The 20,335-nt window shown below is 66.1% G+C and carries 15 protein-coding genes; 11 read left to right on the forward strand and 4 right to left on the reverse strand.

The window, feature by feature from the left end:
• The first annotated feature begins 137 nt into the window (after positions 1 to 137).
• The 7 genes from AC0Z2B_RS13830 to fabV all read left to right on the forward strand — a co-directional run bounded on the left by AC0Z2B_RS13830 (position 138) and on the right by fabV (position 10,700).
• Positions 138 to 1,235, forward strand: coding sequence for a carboxynorspermidine decarboxylase (locus tag AC0Z2B_RS13830; RefSeq protein ID WP_416424828.1), 1,098 nt, complete (start codon positions 138 to 140; stop codon positions 1,233 to 1,235).
• 28 nt (positions 1,236 to 1,263) lie between these two features.
• Positions 1,264 to 2,508, forward strand: a complete 1,245-nt coding sequence (locus AC0Z2B_RS13835; protein WP_416424827.1) for a saccharopine dehydrogenase family protein — start codon at positions 1,264 to 1,266, stop codon at positions 2,506 to 2,508.
• Between the two features lie 300 nt (positions 2,509 to 2,808).
• Positions 2,809 to 3,957: a phytoene/squalene synthase family protein gene (locus AC0Z2B_RS13840; protein ID WP_476297316.1), complete on the forward strand. Its 1,149-nt coding sequence runs from the start codon at positions 2,809 to 2,811 to the stop codon at positions 3,955 to 3,957.
• Complete coding sequence (gene shc, locus AC0Z2B_RS13845) at positions 3,954 to 5,915, forward strand: squalene--hopene cyclase (RefSeq protein WP_476297318.1); 1,962 nt, start codon at positions 3,954 to 3,956, stop codon at positions 5,913 to 5,915. Before AC0Z2B_RS13840 ends, shc begins: the two co-directional genes overlap by 4 nt.
• Positions 5,912 to 6,661: a phosphorylase family protein gene (locus AC0Z2B_RS13850; RefSeq protein WP_476297320.1), complete on the forward strand. Its 750-nt coding sequence runs from the start codon at positions 5,912 to 5,914 to the stop codon at positions 6,659 to 6,661. The genes shc and AC0Z2B_RS13850 overlap by 4 nt, the downstream gene beginning before the upstream one ends.
• Positions 6,662 to 6,666: 5 nt before the next feature.
• Positions 6,667 to 9,291 (forward strand): MMPL family transporter, encoded by a 2,625-nt coding sequence (locus tag AC0Z2B_RS13855; protein WP_476297321.1) that lies wholly within the window; start codon positions 6,667 to 6,669, stop codon positions 9,289 to 9,291.
• A 212-nt stretch (positions 9,292 to 9,503) separates the two neighbouring features.
• Complete coding sequence (fabV, locus tag AC0Z2B_RS13860) at positions 9,504 to 10,700, forward strand: enoyl-ACP reductase FabV (RefSeq protein ID WP_476297323.1); 1,197 nt, start codon at positions 9,504 to 9,506, stop codon at positions 10,698 to 10,700.
• 58 nt (positions 10,701 to 10,758) lie between these two features.
• On the opposite strand, the gene AC0Z2B_RS13865 is transcribed toward fabV, so the two are convergent.
• The 4 genes from AC0Z2B_RS13865 to AC0Z2B_RS13880 form a co-directional block, all read right to left on the reverse strand.
• On the reverse strand, positions 10,759 to 12,378 hold the full coding sequence (locus AC0Z2B_RS13865) for an ArnT family glycosyltransferase (RefSeq protein WP_476297324.1): 1,620 nt from the start codon (positions 12,376 to 12,378) through the stop codon (positions 10,759 to 10,761).
• Positions 12,379 to 12,488: 110 nt separating this feature from the next.
• Positions 12,489 to 13,073 carry a plasmid pRiA4b ORF-3 family protein gene (locus AC0Z2B_RS13870; protein ID WP_476297326.1) on the reverse strand — a complete coding sequence of 195 codons (585 nt, stop codon included), beginning with the start codon at positions 13,071 to 13,073 and terminating at the stop codon, positions 12,489 to 12,491.
• Positions 13,074 to 13,137: 64 nt separating this feature from the next.
• Positions 13,138 to 14,511: a DHA2 family efflux MFS transporter permease subunit gene (locus tag AC0Z2B_RS13875; RefSeq protein WP_476297328.1), complete on the reverse strand. Its 1,374-nt coding sequence runs from the start codon at positions 14,509 to 14,511 to the stop codon at positions 13,138 to 13,140.
• A gap of 224 nt (positions 14,512 to 14,735) precedes the next feature.
• Entirely contained in the window at positions 14,736 to 15,545 is an 810-nt protein-coding gene (locus AC0Z2B_RS13880) for a gamma-glutamyl-gamma-aminobutyrate hydrolase family protein (protein ID WP_476297330.1), read from the reverse strand.
• Positions 15,546 to 16,858: 1,313 nt separating this feature from the next.
• On the opposite strand from AC0Z2B_RS13880, the gene AC0Z2B_RS13885 reads away from it, so the two are divergent.
• The 4 genes from AC0Z2B_RS13885 (at position 16,859) to AC0Z2B_RS13900 (ending at position 20,318) form a co-directional block, all read left to right on the forward strand.
• Positions 16,859 to 18,076, forward strand: a complete 1,218-nt coding sequence (locus tag AC0Z2B_RS13885) for a sugar transporter (RefSeq protein WP_473002669.1) — start codon at positions 16,859 to 16,861, stop codon at positions 18,074 to 18,076.
• A gap of 69 nt (positions 18,077 to 18,145) precedes the next feature.
• Complete coding sequence (locus AC0Z2B_RS13890; protein WP_416424815.1) at positions 18,146 to 18,514, forward strand: SMI1/KNR4 family protein; 369 nt, start codon at positions 18,146 to 18,148, stop codon at positions 18,512 to 18,514.
• Between the two features lie 92 nt (positions 18,515 to 18,606).
• Entirely contained in the window at positions 18,607 to 18,999 is a 393-nt protein-coding gene (locus AC0Z2B_RS13895; RefSeq protein ID WP_476297332.1) for a tautomerase family protein, read from the forward strand.
• 26 nt (positions 19,000 to 19,025) lie between these two features.
• Positions 19,026 to 20,318, forward strand: a complete 1,293-nt coding sequence (locus AC0Z2B_RS13900; RefSeq protein WP_416424813.1) for an MFS transporter — start codon at positions 19,026 to 19,028, stop codon at positions 20,316 to 20,318.
• Positions 20,319 to 20,335: the final 17 nt, after the last annotated feature.

Genomic DNA, 20,335 nt, shown 5'->3' on the forward strand with positions numbered 1-20,335 from the left:
TCCTCCCGCAAATCACCGCCAGCCTGCCAATGTGAAACATTGACGCAGCAAAATGCGCAATCTGCCCTTTCCCCCCGCCCTGAGAGAAGGCACAATTCGCGTCCATTTTTTTGGCTGGCCTTGCCGGAGGCTTCGACATGATCCAGACCCCGTATTACCTCATCGACAAAACCAAGCTCTTGGCCAACATGCAGAAGATCGCCTACGTGCGCGAACACTCTGGCGCCAAGGCCCTGCTGGCACTCAAGTGCTTCGCCACCTGGTCGGTGTTCGACCTGATGCAGCAGTACATGGACGGCACCACCTCGTCTTCGCTCTACGAGCTGAAGCTGGGCCGCCAGAAATTCGCCGGCGAGACCCACGCCTACAGCGTCGCCTGGGCCGATGACGAAATCGGCGAGATGCTGGAGAACTGCGACAAGATCATCTTCAACTCCATCGGCCAGCTGCAACGCTTCGCGCAGGCGAGCGAAGGCAAGGTCCGCGGCCTGCGCGTAAACCCGCAGGTGAGCAGCTCCGACTACCTGCTGGCCGACCCGGCGCGCCCGTTCAGCCGCCTGGGCGAGTGGGACCCGGTGAAGGTCGAAGGCGTGATCGAGCAGATCAGTGGCTTCATGTTCCACAACAACTGCGAGAACGGCGACTTCGGCCTGTTCGACCAGATGCTGGGCACCATTGAGGAACGCTTCGGCCACCTGCTGCACAAGGTCGAGTGGGTGAGCCTGGGCGGCGGTATCCATTTCACCGGCGAAGGCTATGCTTTGGATGAGTTCTGCGCGCGCCTGAAGGCGTTCTCGCAGAAGTACGGCGTGCAGGTGTACCTGGAGCCTGGCGAAGCCGCCATCACCCAGAGCGCCTCGCTGGAAGTGACCGTGCTCGACACCCTGTACAACGGCAAGCACCTGGCCGTGGTCGACAGCTCCATCGAAGCGCACATGCTCGACCTGCTGATCTACCGCCTCAACGCCAAGCTGGCGCCAAGCGAAGGCGAGCACACCTACATGGTCTGCGGCAAATCGTGCCTGGCCGGCGACATCTTCGGCGAGTACCAATTCGACCGTCCCCTGGCCATTGGCGACCGCCTGTCGTTCGTCGACGCGGCCGGCTACACCATGGTCAAGAAAAACTGGTTCAACGGCCTGAAAATGCCGTCCATCGTAGTGAAACAACTCGACGGTACCGTCGAGGTGGTTCGTGAATTTGGTTTTGACGATTACCTGTCCAGCCTTTCGTAAGCTGGCGGCTCAAGGAGAAGTAAAGAAATTGAAGAAGAACGTTCTTATCATTGGTGCAGGAGGTGTCGCCAAGGTGGTGGCCCACAAGTGCGCGCAGCACAACGACGAACTCGGTCGTATTGCCATCGCGTCGCGTAACATCTCCAAATGCCAGGCCATCATCGACAGCGTCAAGGCCAAGGGCAGCCTCAAACAGCCCGCTGACATCAAGGCGTTCGCGTTGAATGCACTGGATGTCGAAGCAACCAAGGCGTTGATCCGCGAGACCGAATCGCAGATCGTCATCAACGTCGGCTCCGCGTTCCTGAACATGTCGGTGCTGCGTGCCTGCATCGATACCGGTGTGGCGTACCTGGACACCGCGATTCACGAAGAACCGGGCAAAATCTGCGAGACGCCACCCTGGTACGGCAACTACGAGTGGAAACACCTCGAGGAATGCCAGCAGAAGAACATTACCGCCATCCTGGGCGTGGGCTTCGACCCGGGCGTCGTGAACGCCTATGCCGCACTGGCGAAACAACAGCATTTCGACCGCATTGACTCCATCGACATCCTCGACGTCAATGCTGGCTCCCATGGCAAATACTTTGCCACCAATTTCGACCCGGAAATCAACTTCCGCGAATTTACCGGGCAAGTCTGGAGCTGGCAGAACAGCCAGTGGACCAGCAACACCATGTTCGAAGTCAAGCGCACCGACGACCTGCCGGTAGTGGGTTCGCAGAACCTGTACCTCACCGGTCACGACGAAGTGCACTCGATCTCGAAGAACCTCGACGTGCCGAACGTGCGCTTCTGGATGAGCTTCGGCGAGCACTACATCAACGTCTTCACCGTGCTGAAAAACCTGGGCCTGCTGTCCGAACAGCCGGTCAAGACTGCCGAAGGCCTGGAAGTGGTGCCGTTGAAAGTGGTCAAGGCCGTGCTGCCTGACCCCTCGTCCCTGGCACCGGGCTACACCGGCAAGACCTGCATCGGCGACTTGGTCAAGGGCACTAAAGATGGCCAGCCGCACGAGCTGTTCATCTACAACGTGGCCGACCACGAGGAAGCCTACGCCGAGACCGACAGCCAGGGCATTTCCTACACCGCTGGCGTGCCACCGGTGGCCGCTGCCTTGCTGGTTGCCCGTGGCGAGTGGGACGCGCAACGCATGGTCAACGTCGAGGAGCTGCCAGCCGAGCCGTTCCTCAAGGCGCTGGACGTGATGGGCCTGCCGACCCGCATCAAGGACGCCAAGGGCGACCGCCCGTGGGATCAGCCAGCCTGATCCCCTGATGCACTGGTAAAACCGAAGCCGCTGCCCCTGGGCAGCGGCTTCGTCGTTTCTTCCGCCTCGCTTTTCGTAGCAGCGGCCGCCAGGCCGCGTCATCGGTGCCTATCTGCAAACCATTCCCAGCCCTTGATGAACTCTTCCATGCAATCCTGAAGTTCCATGGATACCCGCATTTTTTCTACTATGATTTTCCCCGAGGGTTGAGCCCAGGTGCCGCGCGACAGACGCAGCCCTGCCGTGCCACCCCGAACACTGAGCCATTTCTGACCGTCCCCAAAAAAGGAAGGCCCCGGCATGCCCATGTTCGAGCCGCGTGAGGTTGAGGGTTCCGTGACCCCCACCGCCGATGAATATCAGGACGCGATACTGCCCAAGGTGTCGCGCACCTTTGCGTTGACCATTCCGCAATTGCCGCCCAGCTTGCGCCGGGCTGTCACCAATGCCTACCTGCTGTGCCGGGTGGCCGACACCATCGAAGACGAGCCGGTGTTCGACGCCCAGCAGAAGCGCCGCTTCGAGGACGGCTTCATCGATGCGGTGACCGGCCGCATCGACCCCAAGGCCTTCGCCGCCGAAGTGGCGCCGTTGTTCTCCCAGGAGACCTCGGCGGCCGAGCGCGAACTGGTGGGGCAGTTGCCGCTGGTGCTGCAGGTGACCCACAGCCTCACGCCGCCGCAACGCGAGGCCATCCTCAAGTGCCTGACCATCATGTCCCACGGCATGCACGACTTTCAGCGCACGGTGGGCCGCCATGGCCTGGATACCCTGCGTGACCTGGATTGCTACTGCTACTGCGTGGCCGGCGTGGTGGGCGAGATGCTCACCGAGCTGCTGCTGGACCACGACCCGCAGCTGCGCGACCAGCGCGACAACCTGATGCGCCTGGCGGTGTCGTTCGGCCAGGGGCTGCAGATGACCAACATCCTCAAGGACCAATGGGAAGACCACGAGCACGGCGTGTGCTGGTTGCCCCAGGACGTGTTCAGCCGCTACCAGGTGCAATTGCAGTCCCTGCACGCCGGCGCCCACGAGGGCAACTACGCCGGGGCCATGGCCGAGTTGATCGGCGTCGCCCATGCGCACCTGCGGCGGGCGCTGGAGTACACGCTGATGATCCCGGTGCGCCATGGCGGCTTCCGGCGCTTCTGCCTGTGGAGCATTGGCCTGGCGGTGCTGACCTTGCGCAAGCTGCAGCAGAACCTGGACTTCTGCCACGGCGCCCAGGTGAAGATTTCCCGTCGCGCGGTAGCCTGCACCCTGACCCTGACCCGCCTGAGCGGCAACTCCAACACAGGCCTTGGCTGGCTGTTCGCCACGGCGGCGCGCGGCCTGCCGTTGACGCCGCTGGCCAGTGAATGGAGCGCACCGCTGTGGCCCAAGAGCGCCATCGCCTATTCCATGGAACCGGTGCTGGTGGCCGAACAGGTGGACCTGCGCCCATGATGGATGACAGCATGCTGCTGGGCGCCAGCCTGGCCCCCGAGCCGACCCTGGCGCTGGACCCGGCCATCGAGCGCGCCCGCGAGGCCCTGCTCAAGCGCCAGCGGGCCGACGGCCACTGGTGCTTCGAGCTGGAATCGGACTGCACCATCACCGCCGAATACATCCTGATGATGCACTTCACCGACGACATCGACACCGCCCTGCAGGCGCGCATGGCGGTGTACCTGCGGCAGATCCAGGTGCGCGACGGCCACGGTGGCTGGGCCCAGTACACCGGCGGGGCGCTGGACATTTCCTGCACGGTGAAAGCCTATTACGCCCTGAAGGCCGCCGGCGATTCGCCCCAGGCACCGCACATGCGCCAGGCCCGCGAGGCGCTGCTGGCGCTGGGGGGCGCGGCGAAGAGCAATGTGTTCACGCGCATCCTGCTGGCGATGTTCGAGCAGGTGCCGTGGCGCGCCGTGCCCTGGGTGCCGGTGGAGCTGATCCTGCTGCCGCGCTGGGCGCCGATCCATATCGACAAGATCGCCTACTGGGCGCGCACCACCCTGGTGCCGCTGACCGTGCTGTGCTCGTTGAAGGCCAGGGCGGCCAACCCGCACCAGGTGGATATTCGCGAGCTGTTCGTCACGCCGCCCGAACAGGAGCGCGATTACTTCCTGCGCGACAGCCTGCTCAAGGTGCTGTTCCTTGGCCTGGACAAGGTCGGCCGTGGCCTTGAACGGCTGATTCCGCGGGGGCTGCGCCAACGCGCGCTGGACCGCGCCAGGGATTGGTTCGTGGCGCGCTTGAACGGTGAGGACGGCATGGGCGCGATTTTCCCGCCCATGGTCAATGCCTACGAGGCCCTGGGCCTGCTGGGCTACGCCAAGGACCACCCGCTGCGGCTGACCTGCAAGCGCGCGCTGGACCGCCTGCTGGTGGAGCGCGAAGACGGCAGCACCTACTGCCAGCCGTGCATGTCGCCGGTGTGGGACACCGGCTGGAGCATGATGGCCTTGCTGCACAGCGGCGACCCGGGCAAGGTCGACCCGGCGTTGCAGCAGGCCCGCGACTGGCTGGTGGCGCGCCAGGAGCTTGAGTTCAAGGGCGACTGGGCGGTGAACGCCGCCCACGTCCGGCCCGGTGGCTGGGCGTTCCAGTACCTCAATGCCTATTACCCGGACATCGATGACACTGCGCTGGTGGCAGCGCTGTTGCAGCTGCTCGACCGGCGCTTCGACAGCCCCGGCGCCCATGGCCCCAGCGTGCAGCGCGCCCGTGAGTGGATGCTGGCGCTGCAGTCGCGCAACGGCGGCTTTGGCGCCTTCGACGCCGACAACACCTGCTACTACCTCAACGCCATTCCCTTCGCCGACCACGGCGCCTTGCTCGACCCGCCCACCGAGGACGTCAGTGGCCGCGTGGCCGCCTGCCTGGGCGTGCTGGGCGACCACGGCGCCGCCACGCGCCGCTGCGTGGCCTACCTGCGCGACGCCCAGCGCGCGGACGGCAGCTGGTGGGGGCGCTGGGGCAGCAACTACATCTACGGCACCTGGAGCACCGTGTCGGGGCTGGTGCTGGCCGGCGAAGACCCGCAGCAGCCGTACCTGCGCCGGGCGGTGGAATGGCTGCGCAGCCGCCAGCACCGCGACGGTGGCTGGGGCGAAACCAATGACAGCTACATCGACCCGATGCTGGCCGGCACCAACGGCGGCCTCAGCACGCCGCATTCCACCGCCTGGGCGGTGCTGGCGCTGCTGGCCCTGGGCGAGGTGGACGGGGCCGCGGTGCAGCGGGGCGTCGCCTGGCTGCAGGCGCACCAGCAGGCCGACGGCCTGTGGTCGGACCCGGCGCACAACGCGCCCGGCTTCCCACGGGTGTATTACCTGAAATACCACGGCTACGCGGCGTACTTCCCGCTGTATGCCCTGGCCCGCTACCGTGAACTGCGCGCGCGCCCGAGGGTGGTGGTGTGAGGCCCAGCGCCGTTGGCATAGTGGTGGCCTTGCAGGCCGAGGCCCAGGCCCTGGCCAACGCCGCGGCGCTGCCGGGGCGCGTGCTGGAACTGCCCGATGGCGGCCGCCTGTGGCTGGCCGGCATGGGCCAGGCAGCGGCCGGGCAGGGCGCCCGTGCCCTGGCCGACAGCGGCGTGCAGGCCCTGGCCAGTTTCGGCGTGGCCGGGGCGCTGGACGACTCGTTGCGCAGCGGCGTGTTGCTGTGCCCCTCGCACGTGGTGGACGAACAGGGCTACCTGTTTGCCTGCGACCCCTCGTGGAGCGAGCGCCTGTGCCAGCGCCTGACTATGGCCGGGGTGCCGGTGCGCTACGACCAGGCCCTGGCCAGCCTCGGCCAGACCTTGAGCGACGGCGCCGCCAAGCGCGCCGCCGGGCAGCTGTACCTGTGCGCCGCGGTTGATCTTGAGAGCGCCGCCGTGGCCGCCGTGGCCCGCGAGCGTGGCCTGCCGTTCCTGGCGCTGCGGGCCATTGTCGATGAAGTCGACGACCGCCTGCCGCCGGCGCTGCAAGGGGCCATCGACCCCTGGGGCCAGACGCGGCCGCTGGCGTTGGTGCGTGCGTTGCTGCGCCGGCCCTGGTTGCTGCTGCGCCTGCCGGGCCTGGCGCGGCGCATGGGCAAGGCCTTGAAGGCGCTGCGCACTGCCGCCCGCGCCGCCCCCTGCCTGGGGGCGGTGGTGGGCCAGGGCCAGCGGCCGCGGGTCTCATGAGGGGCGTGCACCAGCTCATCGCCACCCTGGTCCACCACAGTGCCCGCCGGCCCTGGACGGTGCTGGCGCTCGCCGTGCTGCTGGCGCTGCTGAGCCTGCAGGCCGCCAGCCACCGCCTGAGCATGGACACCGACGCCGACCACCTGTTTGCCGACGACCTGCCCTGGCGCCAGCAGAGCCAGGCGTTCGCCCGGCAGTTCCCACAGTTCAGCGACACCCTGGTGGTGGTCATCCGCGCGCCCAGCGACGAGGAAGCCCACGACGCAGCGGTCACCCTGGCGGGGCAACTGGCGGCAGACAACGCGCATTTCCGCGAGGTGTCGACGCCGGGCATCAGCACCTTCTTCGACCGCGAGGGGCTGATGCTGCTGCCCCCCGACGAGCTCTACAGCGTCATCGACAGCATGACCCAGGGCGGCCAACTGCTCGACCCGCTGGCCGCCGACCCCAGCGCCCGCGGGCTGTTCAAGGCCCTGGACCGGCTGGTGGAAGGCGTGAGCATGGGCATGGACCTGGTGCCCTACAACGTTGCCCTGGGCCGGGTCGCCGACACCTTCGAGCAGGCCCAGGCCGGGCGCCCGGCGCCGTTGTCCTGGCAGGCGCTGCTCACCCCGCAACTGGCCGGGCGCAGCGGTGGGCTGCAACTGATTCTGCTGCAACCGGTGCTTGACCACGAGGCGCTGGAGCCCGGGCAGGCGGCCACGGCTGCGTTGCTGCAACTGGCCGCCGCGCTGCCCGAGGTCAAGGCTGGGCGGGTGCAGGTCAACTACACCGGCTCGGTGCCGCTGGCGGACGAGGAGTTCGAGTCGCTGAGCGACCGTGCGGTGCCCATCGCCCTGGGCGGCGGCCTGCTGGTGATCGTGTTGCTGGTGCTGGCGCTGCGCACCTGGCAGACCGTGCTGGCGGTGCTGTTGACCCTGGTGCTGGGGCTCGTCTACACCCTGGGCTACGCGGCGTTGGCGGTGGGGCGTTTGAATCTGGTGTCGGTAGCCTTCGCGGTGCTGTTCATTGGCCTGGCGGTGGATTTCGGCATTCAGTTCGGCGTGCGCCTGCGGGCCCTGGAGCAGCCCGGGCAAAGCCTTGCCGCCAGCCTGCGGCTGACCGGGCTGGAGGTGGGTGGGCAGATCGGCCTGGCGGCCCTGGCCACCGCCTGCGGCTTCCTGGCGTTCGCCCCCACTTCGTTCAGTGGCATGGCCGAGCTGGGCAGCATCGCCGGGGTCGGCATGCTGCTGGCCCTGGCCTGTACCCTGACCGTGCTGCCGGCGTTGCTCGGCCTGCTGCCGCGCAGCCGCCGTGCCAGCGCTGGCGAAACCGGCCTGCCCGGCGGCCACCGCGGTGATGCCTGGCTGGCGCGGCGGCGCTGGCCGGTGCTGGGGGTATTCGGGCTGCTGGCCGTGGCCGGGCTGTACAGCGCCCTCAGCATGCCCTTCGACGCCAACCCGCTGCACACCAAGCGCGCCGACACCGAGGCCATGCTGACGCTCACCGGGCTGATGGACGACCCCAACACCAACCCCTTCACCCTCAACGTGCTGGCCCCGGACCTGGACAGCGCGCGCATCCTCAGTGCCCGCCTGAGCGCCTTGCCCGACGTGGCCCAGGTGGTCTCGGGGGCCGATTTCGTGCCCTTGAACCAGACCCAGCAACTGGACCAGATTCGCCAGGCGCTGGACCTGATGTACGGCGTGCTCGAACCGCGCCAGGCGCTGCCTGCGCCCACTGCGGCGCAACTGCGCGAGGCGGCGGCGCACACCCATGGGGCCATTGCCGGCCTTGGCGCCCAGGTGCCGCCCGGCACGCCGCTGGCGCGCATCAGCGCGGCGCTCGACGGCCTGGCCCGGGGCCCGGACAGCGCCTTGCTGCTGGCCAACCAGGCGCTGGCGCAGTTCCTGCCGGTGACCTTCAAGCGCCTGGCCGATTCGCTGGCGGCGCAGCCCATCAGCGCCGAGGGCCTGCCCGAAGGGTTGCGGCGCGACTGGTTCACCGCCGATGGCCAGGTGCGCGTGCAGGTCACCCCCGGCGCCCAGGCCCAGAGCACCGAGGGCTTGCGGCGCTTTGTGGCCAGCGTGCAGAAGGTCGCGCCACAGGCGGTGGGGGCCGCGCTGGACACGGTGCAGGCCGCCGACACCATTCTGCAGGCGTTCGAACAGGCGGCGCTGTACGCCACCCTGGCCATCGCCGTGGTGCTGGTGCTGGTGTTGCGGCGGCTGCGCGACATGGCCCTGGTGCTGGCCACGCTGCTGATGTCGGCTCTGCTTACGGCGCTGTTCGCGCGGTTGCTGGGCATGTCGCTGAACTTCGCCAACATCATTGCCCTGCCGTTGCTGCTGGGGGTGGGCGTGTCGTTCAACATCTACTTCGTGATGAACGCCCGTGCCGGCCAGCGCCAGTGCCTGGGCTCGCCCACGGCGCGGGCGGTGCTGTTCTCGGCGCTGACCACCGGCACCGCCTTCGGCAGCCTGGCCATCGCCCGGCACCCGGGCACGGCCAGCATGGGCCTGCTGCTGTTGCTGAGCCTGGCGGCGGTGCTGGTGTCGACGTTCGCCTTCCTTCCGGCGCTGCTGTATTCCCCCGTGGCGACACGGACCGTAGCCGCTGCCGAAGGCTGCGCTGGCCCTGAACCACGCTGAAGATGTGGCTGGCCAGCGCAGCCTCGCGGCAGCGGCTACGGCGATCGTCGTGGCGGTTGTGGAGGGTGGCGCGCACGGCAGGAAAATCCGTTTACAATGCGCCCACTTCATATTTGTCGTCATTGCCCGTGACGCGCAGCCGTTACGGGCGTCTATGAAACAGACATGGGCGCGACACTGGCCCACAGCACACCGCATAGGGAGCTCTATACATGATCATCAAACCACGCGTTCGCGGCTTCGTCTGCGTGACCACACATCCCACTGGCTGCGAAGCGAACGTCAAGGAACAGATCGACTACGTGAAGCAGCACGGCGCCATCACCGATGGCCCGAAGAATGTGCTGGTGCTGGGTGCTTCCACCGGCTACGGCCTGGCCGCGCGCATCAGCGCCGCCTTCGGTTGCGGTGCCAAGACCCTGGGCGTGTTCTTCGAGCGCGAAGGTGACGAGAAGAAGGCTGGCACCGCCGGCTGGTACAACACCGCGGCCTTCCACAAGTTTGCCGAGGCCGAAGGCCTGTACGCCAAGAGCATCAACGGCGACGCGTTCTCCGACGAGATCAAGCGCCAGACCATCGAAGCCATCAAGCAGGACCTGGGCAAGATTGACCTCGTTGTCTACAGCCTGGCTGCCCCGCGCCGCCTGCACCCCAAGACCGGCGAACTGCTGAGCTCGACCCTCAAGCCACTGGGCAAATCGGTGACCCAGCGCGGCGTCAACACTGACAAGGGCACCGTCGAAGAGACCACCCTGGAACCCGCTTCCCAGGCCGAGATCGACGGTACCGTGGCCGTCATGGGCGGTGAAGACTGGCAGATGTGGATGGACGCGCTGCAGGAAGCCGGTGTACTGGCCGAAGGCGCCAAGACCACCGCGTTCACCTACCTGGGCGAGAAGCTGACCCACGACATCTACTGGAACGGTTCGATTGGCGAAGCCAAGAAGGACCTGGACAAGAAAGTCCTGAACATCCGCGAGAACCTCGCCCCGCTGGGCGGCGACGCGCGCGTGTCGGTGCTCAAGGCCGTGGTCACCCAGGCCAGCTCGGCCATCCCGATCATGCCGCTGTACCTGTCGCTGCTGTTCAAGGTAATGAAAGAGCAGGGCACCCACGAAGGCTGCATCGAGCAGGTCTACGGCCTGTTCAAGGACAGCCTGTACAACGCCCAGCCGATCCTCGACGCCGACGGCCGCCTGCGCGCCGACTACAAGGAACTGGCCCCGGAAGTACAGGCCAAGGTTGAGGCGCTGTGGAACGAAGTGACCACCGAGAACCTCAGCGACCTGACCGACTTCGCCGGTTACAAGCATGAGTTCCTGCGCTTGTTCGGCTTCGAGATCGCCGGTGTCGACTACGACGCCGACGTGAACCCGAAGGTCGATATTCCCAACCTGATCCAGGGTTGATGGAATGAAAAAACGGGGCGCTTGAAGCGCCCCGTTTTTTTATGGCGGGATTTGGTGTCTATGGCACCTGGAACACCAGCAACGGATTGTCGTTGAGCCGGCCGCTGTAGACAGGCTCGAGGCCCGGCACCAGGTTGCGCTCACTGCGCGCCACTATCACCCAGGCCGGGTGTGGCAGTTTGGCCGGGTCCACGGCGTCGACGAACAGCGGCGTCGGCACCTCGTCGTGGTCCAGGTTCATCATATAGCGCACCGCCCAGGTGTCGCGGCCCAGGTTGACGAACACCAGGGTGCCGGGGTTGGCCGCGCGCAGGCCTTCCACGTGCTGCACGAAGGTTTGCGTGTCGAACTGGCGGTCCTGCTCGGGCTCCACCATCTTCACCAGCAGCCACCATTGCGCAGCCAGCGCCACCAGGCTCAGCAGCACCAGGCGCCGCGCGCGTTCGGCGCTGCTGCACCAGGCCCACAGGGCGGCGAACTGCAGCAGCACCAGGCCGCCGACCAGCAGGAACAGCGACACGTCCGGCCAGTAGTCATGCTTGCGCCACAGGTGGTGGCAGGTGAACACGATGATAATGCCCAGCCCCGGCAGCACCGCCACCAGCCACTGGTAGGCACGGCCCACCCGCGCCAGCCAGCCCTGGGCGTTGAGCAGGCCGTAGGCGGCGACGGCGGCGAACAGCGGCACCATCGGCAGCACGTAGTAGGCGCGCTTGAAGTGCGGCACCGACAGCCCCAGCAGAATCATCAGGCCGCAGGCGCCCAGGCGGATGGCCAGTTGCACGTCGGCGTCCTGGCCGCGGGTGCTCCAGCGGTGGCGCAGGGCAATCAGCGTGGCCAGGGCCAGGGGCACCACCGGGAAGTAGCGGTACAGGCTCAGTTGGAAGTAGAAGAAGAACGGCTTGCCGCTTTCATCCAGGCGGCCGCCCACCTGCATGGTGCGCACGTCCTGGGCGAAGCTGTCGCCGCCGGCGATGCGCGCCAGTTCCATCAGCAGCCACCAGCCGCCGCCCATCAGCAACAGGCCAACCACGCCGTAGCCCAGCACGCGCTTGATGCGCAGCACGGCCGCAGCACGGTCGGGGGCCACGCCCAGGGCCCAATAGGTGCAGGCCACACCGCACACTTCCACCAGCCCCAGGGGGCCACGAATGGCGAAACCCAGCGCGAACAACGGGAACACCGAGCCGCGCAGCACTCGTGAGCCGAGTTGCTCGCTGCGGTGCAGCAGGTAGAAGCAGGCCAGGCACAGCAGTGCGCTCATCTGGTCCAGGCACACCGAGCGCGACTTCTCCAGCCACTGGGTGGTGAGCGCAGTCAGCAGCACCGCCAGCAGGCCCCAGGCGCGGCTGGACGGCGCCAGCAACCGGTACAGCAGGGCCAGCACGCCGGCCGAGGCGATGGCGGTGGGCAGCACGTTGGCCAGGTGGTTGGGCGCCCCGAACAGCCGCGCGCACAGGTAGCTCATGAAGGTGGCCGTGCCGGGGTAGTCGGCGTAGGGCTGGCCGTAGGTGGTGGGGAACAGGCTGGGCCCGTGGCGGAACATCTCCTGCAGGAACAGCGCCCAGCGGCCATCGAAGCCCTGGGGTTGTTCGTTCCAGATGCCCAGGCTGAACAGCGCCAGGGCAATGAAGAAAATCAGTAGTGCGTGCAGCCGAATGCGGTGGGCGTGATCCATCTTTAATCCATACGCTCGATCAAGTCCCGGCGATGCTAGCCATTTCCTTTTACGTAGTTGTGAAAGGAGTGTCGTGGCGGGGTGGTCGTAGCATGAAAGTGGTGCGCCGTTCAGCGTTCGTTCAAGTCATCGCGGTCCCAGGTGTGGCGCAGGCGCTTGAGGCGTCTGTTGACCCGGTCGATGTCCCAGGTGCTGGCATCGAACGGCTGGCCGTGCCAGTCCAGCATGGCTTCGTGCTCGGGGTGCAATGGGTCGGCCATGGCCTCGACGAACTGGCTGTAGCCGCCCGGGCCGCCGGCGTCCTCGGGAGGGCCGGCGTTGGCGCCGTCCAGGCAGCGCGGCAGCTCGGGCGGTGGGTTGCTGGGCAGGTACGGCATGACGCTGATCTGGTGTTCCCATTCGTCGCCCATGTCATACACGTAGCTGAAGCTGCTGGCGGTGCCCAGGGCATGGGCCAGCGTTACGCCGGCTTCGTCGTTCAGCGGCGGGCCGTCGGTGTCCGGCACGCCGTAGGTGGCGCCCTGGATGTGGAATTCGTGCAGGTGCATGTCGTGCCAGCCCAAGGCGGCCTGCAGCGCCTGGTGCAGGTGCGGCAGGGTAATGCCGGGGGGCACCAGCAGGTGGCGCCAGATCACCGGTTCTATGTCGGCCAGTTCGATGCGCAGCAACAGGGCAGGGACGCGGGTCTTGGGCATGGGCGGCGACCCTCGGGGGCGTGGGCGGGTCTCCTGAGTCTATGCAATAAACACGACGGGGCGGTTACTGCGAGGGTGCCAGCTGTCGCTCGGTTTCCAGTGCGCGGAAAATCAGCCCGGAGGCCAGGGTGAACAGCCCGGTGACGATGAACGCCCAGCGGTAGGCCATGGCTGCCTCGCCGGCGCTGGCCGACAGCAGGTTGACCACGCCACCGCCGATGATCACCCCCAGGCCGATGGCCAAAATCTGCACCATGGAGAACAGGCTGTTGCCGCTGCCAGCGTCGCGGGCGCCCAGGCCCTTGAGGGTGACGCTGTTCATGGCGGCGAACTGCATGGAGTTGCTGGCGCCGAATATGCCGATCTGCAGAATTTCCAGCGCCAGCGGCCAGCCGGGGGAGATCAGCCCGAACGAGGCGATGCTGCCGCCCACCAGCACGGTGTTTACCAGCAAGAAGCGGTTGTAGCCGAAATGCTGCACCAGCGGCACCACGTAGCGCTTGGAAAGAATGCCGCCCACCGCTGCCGGCAGCAGCATCAGGCCCGAGTGCACCGGCGAATAGCCCAGTTGCAGTTGCATCAGCAGCGGCAGCAGGAAGGGCACGGCGCCGGAGCCGATGCGGCACAGCAGGTTGCCGACCAGGCCGACGCTGAAATTGCGCTGGCCGAACAGCGCCAGGGAGAACAGCGGGTTCTGCCGCCTGCGGGCGTGGGGGATGTAGCACAGCGCCGCGGCCAGGGCGACGCCAAACAGCACGGCGCTGAGCAAGCCCTGGTGACGGTCGCCGGGCACGTCCAGGGCCAGCGAGAACGCTGCCATGCATAACGACAGCAGGCCGCAGCCGACGAAGTCGAAGGGCGGCGGCTGGGTCAGGGCGTCGTCGGTGAGGAAGCGCCGCACCGCCACCATGCCCAGCACGCCGATGGGAATGTTGATCAGGAAAATCCAGTTCCAGGCCAGGCTCTGGGAGATCCAGCCGCCCAGCACCGGGCCGATCAGCGGCCCCACCTGGCCGGCCACCGAGACCATGGCCAGGGCGGCGATGTATTGCTCGCCGGTGACGCTGCGCAGCACCGCCAGGCGGCCGATGGGCAGCAGCATGGAGCCGCCGATGCCTTGCACCACGCGGGCGGTGACCAGCTCGGGAAGGCTTTGCGAGGCGGCGCACAGCACCGAGCCGATGACGAACAGCAGGATGGCCAGGAAGTAGATGCGCCGGGTGCCGAAACGGTCGGCCAGCCAGCCGGAAGCGGGGGTGAGCATGGCCATGGTCAGCGAATACGCCACCACCACCGGCAGCATGTCCAGCGGCTGTTCACCCAGGGCGTTGGCCATGGAGGGCAGGGCGGTGTTGACGATGGTGGTGTCGAGGGTCTGCATGAAGAAACCCGAGGCCACGATCCACAGTAGCGCGGTGTTTCTTGCTGAACCAGGCATGTCGAGCTCCACGTCGCGAATGCAGGCAAATGTACCGGGCGGGGAGGGGGTGCGTCAAAGCGCCGCAGATGAAAAAAGCCCGACGCAGAGGCCGGGCGAGGAGGAAAACGGTATTGCGTGAGGCCCCGCAGCAGCGGCCCTGGGCGCGATGGCGCCGCGTCTGGTACGCCGCGGCGCTTGCATCGCGGCCAAGGCCGGCTCCTGCGGGGTGGTGTTGCCCTTGATCAGGCGGCGCTGCCGTAGGCGCCGGCCTTCTTCTGCACCTGGCGGCGGCAGGCCTGGCCGAAGGCTTCGAAGATTTTCACCGAATCGGGGTTCTTCGCGGCTTGCCACTCGGGGTGCCATTGCACTGCGAACAGGAACGACGACAGGCTCGGGCCGTGAATGGCTTCCACCAGGCCGTCTTCGGCGCGGGCGATGGCTTCCAGGCCCTTGCCCAGGGTTTTCAGGCCCTGGCCGTGCAGCGAGTTGACGCGGATCGAGTCAGTGCCCAGCAGCGAGTGCAGCCAGCTGTTGGCGGTAATTTGCACGCTGTGCGCCGGGGCGTACTGCACCTCGACCGGGTCTTCGCTGTTTTCGCGGTGGTCGTTGAAGCCGGGCTCGGCGTAGACCTTCTGGTACATGTCGCCGCCCAGCGCCACGTTGATCTCCTGCATGCCGCGGCAGATGCCGAAGATCGGCAGGCCACGGGCCAGGGCGGCACGCACCAGCGGCAGGTCGAACAGGTCGCGGTCGCGGTCCTGGGCCTTGCCGGGGGTCTGGTTGTCCTGGCCGTACAGCGACGGGTCGATGTTGCTGCCGGCGCCGGTCAGGTACACGCCGTCGGCCATGTCCAGGTACTGCTCCAGGTCGTCGGTGCCGCAGCAGGTGGGCACCAGCACGGGCACGCAGCCGGCGTGGTCGACGATGGGGACGATGTATTTGTGGGTCATGACCTGGTAGTCGTGCCCTTTGCGTTCCTGGGCACCCATGGACATGAGGACGACGGGTTTGCGGAATTTTTGTTTGTTATTGCCAATGTTGCTGTTGGACATATATCACCTTGGGACAGGCACGGCCTATCGTTTTTGTGCAGGCGCGCCGCGGATGAAACAGGCGCTACCTGAGGCTCCGAGCACTGCCGGCTGTGCGACAAAATGTCCACGCCGGTCGGTAGCCTGAGTGATAGCCTGCCACAGCCGTTTATTATGTCAAACACTTCCCGGTGATTTGCGTCCAAAATATTTTTCGTTTCTTGCCGTGAAAGCCCTTGTTTTTCGGGTTTTTATCGGTTTTGGCGCCCTGTGTTTTAAAATTTGCATGCCTGGAATCGTCATGGGTGTTCAGGATAATGGAATGCAGCGCTTTTGCTTTGGTTTGTGATCTGGCTTGTGATCTGGCTTTTGATCTGGCTTTTGATCTTGATTGTATGCCCCGTAAAGCGCCCGGGCCGACTGGAGGCGTCGATCAACGGGCTGCCCGAAGGGCCGAGGCCGCAGGCCGAAGAGACGGTAACCCGCAGGCTTCTATAGCGGGTGCCGTCTGCCCGTTGAGCGGCGCCGGAAGGAGGGGACCCGTAGCGCAGCGGAGGGCCCAAGCAGGGGCAAGCGTTTTTTGGTTACTTTTTGAGGCGTTTGTCAAAAAGTGACCCGCCGTAAGGGCGGAAAGGTGATTGTGCATCACCCTAGGTAATGGATATGTTCACGACATGTGGATCCCGCTTTTTAGGGTTTCGGACATATCCATTTTCGTGGTGCGACCACCGACCGTTCCGGCCTTACGCCGGGTCACTTTTTTCAGTCGAAAAAAAAGTAACCAAAAATTCTCGCCCCTGCTTGGGCCCTCCGCTGCGCTACGGGTCCCCTCCCTCCGGCGTCGCTCAAGCGGACGACGGCCCGGAATAGAAGCGCCTCCGGTTCCGTCTTCCCCGGCTACGCCGTGGACCGCTTGATCGACGCCTCCAGTCGGCCCTGGCGCTTTACGGGGCCAAGATCAAAAGCAAGATCAAAAGCCAAAGCCAAAGCCAAAGCCAAAGCAAGAGCAAGAGCAAGAGCAAGAGCAAGAGCAAGAGCAAGAGCAAGAGCAAGAGCAAGAGCAAGAGCAAGAGCAAGAGCAAGAGCAAGAGCAGGAGCAGGAGCGGGGCGGTGCTGCGCTGTACGGTTTCCCCCTCCCAGTCGTCGCCAACCGCTCAACATCAAGCCTCCCCCCGTTGTGAGCCTACCGCCCGAAGCGTAGAATCACGCCCATCAGGCTTCACCCCCCAATACCCATAAGAATCTGACCTAGCGCTCTGCCCGGGCATTCATCACCCGGGCAGGGCGTTCGTGCGTGGATTTTTCGGGGGGCAGGCCTTTATCCAGCGGAGGCAATGACGGCACCCATGAACATCACCGATACCCGCAACGGCAGCTGGCTGAGCGTGATCGCCTTGGCGCTGGCCGCCTTTATCTTCAACACCACGGAGTTCGTCCCGGTGGGGCTGTTGAGCGCCATCGGCGGCAGTTTCCAGATGACCACGGCCCAGGTCGGCCTGATGTTGACGGTGTATGCCTGGGTGGTGTCGCTGATGTCGCTGCCGATGATGCTGCTGACGCGCAACATCGAGCGCCGCAAGCTGCTGATGTTCGTGTTCGCGATGTTCATCGCCAGCCACGTGCTGTCGGGCCTGGCGCCCAGCTTTGCAGTGCTGCTGGTGAGCCGCATCGGCATTGCCGTGGCGCACGCGGTGTTCTGGTCGATCACCGCGTCCCTGGCGGTGCGCGTGGCGCCGGCGGGCAAGCAGGTGCAGGCGCTGGGCCTATTGGCCACCGGCACCTCGCTGGCCATGGTGCTGGGCATTCCCCTGGGCCGGGTGGTGGGCGAGTGGCTGGGCTGGCGCATGACCTTCATGGCCATTGCCGGCGTGTCGGCGGTGACCGTGTTGATCCTGGCGCGGTCGCTGCCTTTGTTGCCCAGCCAGAATTCCGGCTCGCTGCAGAGCCTGCCGATCATCTTCAAGCGCCCGGCGCTGATGTCGCTGTACCTGCTGACCGCCGTGGTGGTGACCGCGCAGTTCACCGCCTACAGCTACATCGAGCCGTTCGCCCAGCTGGTGGCACACCTGAGCGGCGAGATGACCACCGTGCTGTTGCTGCTGTTCGGCGGCGCCGGGGTGATTGGTTCAATCGTCTTCAGCCTGTTCAACAACCGCTTCCCCCGTGGCCTGCTGGTCTTCGCCATCGCCGCCCTGGCCCTGTGCCTGGCGCTGCTGTTGCCGCTGGCCGGGCACCCTGCCGGGTTGGGCAGCATGAGCGTGGTGTGGGGCATGTCGATCATGTGCTTCGGCCTGATCCTGCAGGCCAAGGTGCTGTCCCTGGCGCCGGACGCCACCGACGTGGCCATGGCCCTGCATTCGGGCATCTACAACGTCGGCATCGGCGGCGGCGCGCTGCTGGGCAGCGTGGTCAGCAGCCACATGGGCGTGGCCAACGTCGGCGTGGTGGGCGGCGTGCTGGCGTTGGCCGGGCTGGTGTGGTGCGGCATCATCACCCACCGCTATGGCCTGCCCAAGGCCCCGGTGCCGGTGGGGCAGCCCCGCGAGGCCTGAGCCGCTGCGGTTTCCCACGGGCGTGGATCCGTGCTTTAGTGTCCTCATGCGCCATGAGGACACTTGCCTATGCGTCACGACCCGTTCCGTATTCCCACCGATGCCGAGATAGACGCTGCCGAACAGCGCCTGGGCATGGACTTCCCCGAGGCCTACCGGGCCTTCCTCAAGGGCGGCAGTGATGTCGCCAACGCCGCCTTCGAGCCTGCCGTGGTGTTGCCGGGTTCGGCTGAGCTGGACCTGATCGATATCGCCCACACGGCCTGGAAGCACCAGGGCGTGCCCCGCGACCTGCTGCCCTTCATCGAAGCCGATGGCGACTATTTCTGCGTCAATGCCCGCGGCCAGGTGCTGTACTGGTCGCGCCAGGGGCCGCCGCAACCGCGCTGGTCGAGCTTCAAGGTGTGGCATGAACAGGTGTGCGTGAACGACGGCTGAGCGTGCTTGCAGGTTATGGCAACATGTTGTAAAACATTGTTCGTATAAAGGTTGTTCATCATCTATTTAACAATGACAAAAGGAACGCCGCCATGCCGCTCGTGCGCATCGATGTAGCCAAGGACACCTCCACCGACACCGTAAAGGCCATCAGCGACGTGGTCTACGAGGCCATGACCCGCACCGCCAACGTGCCAGCCCATGACAAGTTCCAGATCATCAGCCGCCACGCCGGCGACGAGCTGGTTTACCCGGCCGAAGGCTACCTAAGCGTCAGCTACACACCCGGCATCGTGTTCATCCAGGTGACCTGGAACACCGGGCGCAGCACCGAAGTTAAAAAAGCCTTCTACCAGGCGGTGGCCAGCGGTATCCACGAGCGCACCGGCATTCGCAAGGACGACGTGTGGATCAGCCTGGTGGAGGTCAACCGCGAAGACTGGTCGTTCGGCCAGGGCGAGATGCAGTATGCACCGACTCATTGACGGCCACGGCCCCTGAAGGAACGACCATGCTTTCCACCTTTGTCGCCAGCCGCCTGGCGCCGCGCAACGTCCACTACGGCTGGGTAGTGGCCGCCGTGACCTTCCTGACCATGCTGGTAATGGCTGGCGCCATGGGCGCGCCGGGCGTGTTCATCGTGCCGCTGGAGCGCGAGTTCGGCTGGAGCAGCGCGCAGATCTCCTCGGCGCTGGCCGTGCGCTTCGCCCTGTTTGGCCTGATGGGGCCGTTCGCCGCGGCCTTCATGAACTACTTCGGCCTGCGCCGGGTGGTGCTGGTGGCCGTGGCCGTGGTGTTGTGCGGGCTGCTGGGGTCGATGTTCATGACGCAGTTCTGGCAGCTGGTGCTGCTGTGGGGCGTGGTCATCGGCGTGGGCACCGGGCTCACCGCCATGGTGCTGGGCGCCACCGTGGCCACGCGCTGGTTCAGCCAGCGCCGCGGCCTGGTGGTGGGGCTGCTGTCGGCCAGCACTGCTACAGGGCAGTTGGTGTTCATGCCGTTGCTGGCGTCGCTCACCGAACATCATGGCTGGCGGGTGGGGCTGTCGTTCATCTGCTGCGCCATGGCGATAGCGGCCGTGGCGGTGGTGATGCTGCTGCGTGACCGCCCGGCGGACATGAACCTGCCGGCGTATGGCGACAGTGCGGTGGCGCCCGCACCGGCCGGCGCCGCGAGCCTGCTGGCGATGCTGATCAGCCCCTGGCGCGTGCTGCGCGACGTCAGCGGCAGCTGGACCTTCTGGGTGCTGTTCCTGACCTTCTTCGTCTGCGGGGCCAGCACCAACGGCCTGGTGCAGACCCACTTCATCAGCCTGTGCGGCGACTACGGCCTGGTGGCCACCAGCGCGGCGGGCATCCTGGCGATGATGGGCATCTGCGACTTCTTCGGCACCGTGGGCTCGGGCTGGCTGTCGGACCGGTTCGACAACCGCTGGCTGCTGTTCTGGTACTACGGGTTGCGCGGGGTGGCGCTGATGATGCTGCCGTTCACCGACTTCACTGTGTGGGGGTTGTCGCTGTTTGCGGTGCTGTATGGCCTGGACTGGATCGCCACGGTGCCGCCCACGGTCAAGCTGGTGGCGCAGACCTTCGGCAGCGAGCGCGCCAACATCGTCTTTGGCTGGGTGTTTGCCGGCCACCAGCTGGGGGCGGCGTTCGCGGCGTACGGGGCAGGGCTGACCCGCACCTTGATGGCCAGCTACATCCCGGCGTTCTTTGTGGCCGGGATGTTGTGCGTGCTGGCGTCGTTGATTGCGCTGTCGATACCGGTACTGCGCAAGCGCGCCGCGGCCCAAGGGGCGTAGCAGCGGCCGCAGGCCGC

The organism is Pseudomonas sp. GYB4201, from assembly GCF_056312595.1.